Annotated in this window: 3 protein-coding genes and 1 pseudogene; 1 reads left to right on the top strand and 3 read right to left on the bottom strand. The window is 71.3% G+C overall.

Features of this window, described 5'->3' with window-relative positions:
• The 3 genes and pseudogenes from QH270_RS34505 to QH270_RS04715 form a co-directional block, all read right to left on the bottom strand.
• Positions 1–240 (bottom strand): annotated as a pseudogene (locus QH270_RS34505) (hypothetical protein); the annotation flags it as partial.
• A complete protein-coding gene (locus QH270_RS04720) occupies positions 221–1,267 on the bottom strand; it encodes a hypothetical protein (protein ID WP_280339086.1) in 1,047 nt (348 codons plus the stop codon). The gene QH270_RS04720 and the pseudogene QH270_RS34505, both read right to left, overlap by 20 nt.
• 242 nt (positions 1,268–1,509) lie before the next feature.
• On the bottom strand, positions 1,510–2,910 hold the full coding sequence (locus tag QH270_RS04715; RefSeq protein ID WP_280339085.1) for an NAD(P)H-quinone dehydrogenase: 1,401 nt from the start codon (positions 2,908–2,910) through the stop codon (positions 1,510–1,512).
• A gap of 208 nt (positions 2,911–3,118) precedes the next feature.
• On the opposite strand from QH270_RS04715, the gene QH270_RS04710 reads away from it, so the two are divergent.
• Positions 3,119–3,580 (top strand): gamma-glutamylcyclotransferase, encoded by a 462-nt coding sequence (locus tag QH270_RS04710; RefSeq protein WP_110036999.1) that lies wholly within the window; start codon positions 3,119–3,121, stop codon positions 3,578–3,580.
• The last annotated feature ends 193 nt before the right edge of the window (positions 3,581–3,773 follow it).

The following is a 3,773-nucleotide window of genomic DNA, read 5'->3' as shown; positions in this document are numbered from 1 at the left end:
CTGCCCGCGGTGTTCGGCTTCCAGGCGGCGGGCACGATCGTGGATCTCGGCGCCGGAGTCGACCCCGCCCTGCTCGGCGTCCGGGTCGTCGCCGCCACCAGCGGTTTCGGCGCGTACGCCGAACTGGTTGCCGCCCGCGGGGCACCAAAAAACAAACCCACCCCCCCCCCCCCGGGGGGGGGGGGCCCCACCCCCCCCCCCCCCCACGACGTACTGCGTGTCAGTACTGGAGCGAGCCACCCCACTGGGTGGTGACACCTGCGACGTTCACCGTCTGAAGCAGCTCCCCCGGCACGGGCAGTGTAGCCTTCGCGGCCGCTTCCATCGCGGCGACGCCGCCCGGCTGCGCCTTGATCCAGTTCTCGACCGCCGCCTTGGCCAGGTTGGCCTGGGTGGTGTCGAGCACGGTGACCGTGGTGTTGTCGGCACGGCCGTCGCCACCGGTGTAGCTGGTGACCTTGACCGAGTTCTCGCCTATGTACTCGACCGAGACGCCCGCGTCACCGAAGCCGGTCGGCGTGCGGTAGCCGACGGTGCCGACGTAGCCGGAGGCGTTGTTGTAGTGGTGGGTGTTGACCACACCGGGCAGCACGCCGCCGCCGTCGACGGAGACGCCGATCTCCTGGTGCGGGCCTTCCATCTCGACGACCGGCGCGGCCGGGGCGTCGGCGAAGTGCGGCGCCTGCCAGGTCGGCGTCTGGACGAGCTGGTCGGAACCCTCGTCCTCGGCGCCCTCCTCGGACGGCGCGCTCGGCTGGGTCTGCGACGGCTGCGCGGGCTGACCCTGCGACTGCTGACCCGGGGTGGTGCCACCCTGCTGGCCCGGAGTGGCACCCGGCTGGCCGGGAGTGGTCTCCTGCTCAGGGGTGGTGCCCGCGCGCTCCGGCTGCACGGCCGACTGCGCCTCGCCGGGCTGACCGGTCTGGCCCGGCACCGGCAGCGGCGCGACACGCGGGGTGGTGACACCCGGCTGGCTCGGCGTCGGCGTGGCAGGCGTGGCCTGACCCGGCTGACCCGGCGCGGGGCTGGTGACGCCCGGCTGGGCCGGGGTCGGCTTGGTCTCGCCCGGCTTCTTCTCGCCCGGCTTGGCGTTCTCGGGAGTCTCCTGCTCGGGGGACTCCGGGGCCTCGCTCTGATTGGTGCCCGGCTGCGCGGGGGCCGGCGTGGCCGGCGTCGTCGGCTGGTCGCTGGGGACCGCGCCGGCGGGGGCCGCAAGGAGGGTTGCCACTGCGGCCGCGGCAGCCAGGGGCAACGACGTGCTTGCCATCGCTCGCTGCGCCCGACTCGGCTTACGATGCTTCACTTTTCGCTTATCCCTTTCCCGGAGGGAATCCCCCACTACTCCACCACGCGATCGATACCGATCGCGCCTCGGCCGTGAGTCAACCACATGACGCCGAGACAGGCAACGCGGCAGTAGGTTTCACGGAACCCCTGACGACCGTTGGCGAACAAGACAATTCGACACCTGCGCGCCAGAGTGATCCGTTTCACATTTCCGCGGCGGGCTCAGTCCAGGTCGTCGTGGCGCATCAGCAAACGCCCGGCTTCGGTGACCGAACCGGTGAGCGACGGGTACACCGAGAACGTCTGCGCCAGATCGGTGACGGTGAGGTTGTTCTGCACCGCCAGCGCGATCGGCAGGATCAGCTCCGAGGCGATCGGCGCGACCACGACACCGCCGATCACCACACCGGTCGCCGGCCGGCAGAAGATCTTCACGAAGCCACGGCGCAGCCCGGACATCTTCGCGCGCGGATTGGTGTTGAGCGGCAGCATCACCGTGCGCGCCGGGACCTCACCGTTGTCGATGGCGGTCTGGCTCACCCCGACCGTCGCGATCTCGGGACGGGTGAACACCGCCGAGGCGACCGTCTTGAGGCGGATCGGGCTCACGCCCTCACCCAGCGCGTGGTACATCGCGATCCGGCCCTGCATCGCGGCCACCGAGGCCAGCGGCAGCAGGCCGGTGCAGTCGCCCGCGGCGTAGATGCCGGGCACCGACGTGCGCGAGACCCGGTCCACGCGCAGGTAGCCGCCGCGATCGAGTTCGATGCCGACCTTGTCGAGGCCGAGGTTCTCGGTGTTCGGGGTGGAACCGACCGTCATCAGGGCGTGCGAGCCGGTGACCGTGCGGCCGTCGGACAGCTTCACCACGATGCCGTCGGCGGTGCGCTCGACCGCGTCGGCGCGAGCGTGCTTGACCAGCTCGACGCCGCGCTCGGCCAGCGCCTCCTCGAGCACCAGCGCCGCGTCGGCGTCCTCGCCGGGCAGCACGCGGTCGCGGCTCGAGACCAGCTTCACCCGCACACCCATCTCGGTGTAGGCGGAGACGAACTCGGCGCCGGTCACGCCGGAACCGACCACCACCAGGGTCTCCGGGAGTTCGTGCAGGTCGTAGAGCTGGCGCCAGTTCAGGATGCGCTCGCCGTCGGGCTCGGCGCCGGGCAGCACGCGCGGACTGGCGCCGGTCGCGATGAGCACGACCTCGGCCTCGAACTCCTCGCTGCTGCCGTCGGCCAGCGTCGCGCGCACCCGATGCGCCAAACCGGCGGCGGGCCCGACCAATTCGCCACGCCCGGCCAGCAGCTGCACCCCGGCGGCCTGCAGCTTGGCGCGGATGTCGGAGGACTGGGCCAGCGCGAGAGCCTTCACGCGGGCGTTCACCTCGGGCAGATGCACCTGCGCCTGGCTGGCGTCGAGGGTGATGCCCAGATCGCGGGCGCGGCGCAGATCGGTACGCAGGCCGGTCGAGGCGATGAAGGTCTTGGAGGGCACGCAATCCCACAGCACACACGCGCCGCCGATGCCGTCGGCGTCCACCAGGGTCACCGAGGCCCCGTGTTGCGCGGCCACCAGCGCCGCCTCGTATCCCGCCGGTCCGCCACCGATGATCGCAATCCGTGCCACAGCCACGCTCCCTGTATTCGCCGCAACGGCCGCGTCCCTTGTGGGGACCCGCCCGTACTGTCGCCCCATCATTTCAGGTGCGTGGCGACAACCCAGGGCCGGATCGGTGAACATGTTCGGCGTGTTCGACGGCGCCGCGACTGTGACCGTCAGCCGATCTGGGTGGGAGACGGGAATTCCGCTGCTGTTATTGGCTACAGTTCGTCAGGTGCCGATCTATGCCGCTTACGGGTCCAACATGGACTCGACGCAGATGCTGGAACGCTGCCCGCATTCGCCCATGTCCGGGACCGGGTGGCTGGAAGGTTGGCGCCTGACCTTCGCCGGTGACGACATCGGCTGGGAAGGGCCGTTGGCCACCGTCGTCGAGGATCCGGGCTCCCGGGTGTTCGTCGTGCTCTACGACGTGTCCCCCGAGGACGAGGAACGCCTCGACCGCTGGGAGGGCTCGGACTTCGGGATCCACAAGAAGATCCGGCTGCGCGTCACCGGCACCCAGGGCGAATCCCGACTGGCCTGGCTGTACGTGCTCGACGCCTACGAGGGCGGACTGCCGTCGGCGCGCTACATCGGCGTCATCGCCGACGCGGCCGAAAAGGCGGGCGCCCCCGAGGAATACGTGCACGCCCTGCGCACCCGCAACAGCAAGAACGTCGGCCCCGGCGCCTGAGCGGTCCCCGCCTCACCGCGCCTCCGACCAGACCGTCTGCCGCGGGCGTGGCGTCGGCGGGCGGCGGGCGGTCCCGGGGGGGGGTTGCCAGTTGTACAGTGGAGCTAGGGGCCGGGTGGGCGCCTTTGTCTTGGGCGTGCGGGGGGGCGCCGCTGGGGTCGCCGGCCTGCTCACCCCCGCCCTGCGCGAGCGC

This window comes from Nocardia neocaledoniensis (assembly GCF_029868625.1).
GTDB classification, from domain to species: domain Bacteria; phylum Actinomycetota; class Actinomycetes; order Mycobacteriales; family Mycobacteriaceae; genus Nocardia; species Nocardia neocaledoniensis_A.
This window is presented reverse-complemented; position numbering and strand designations above follow the sequence as displayed.

What these genes read in the sequence shown, in the direction of transcription:
- QH270_RS04720 (WP_280339086.1), bottom strand. Translation starts at nt 1,267, where the DNA reads ATGGCAAGCACGTCGTTGCCCCTGGCTGCCGCGGCCGCAGTGGCAACC.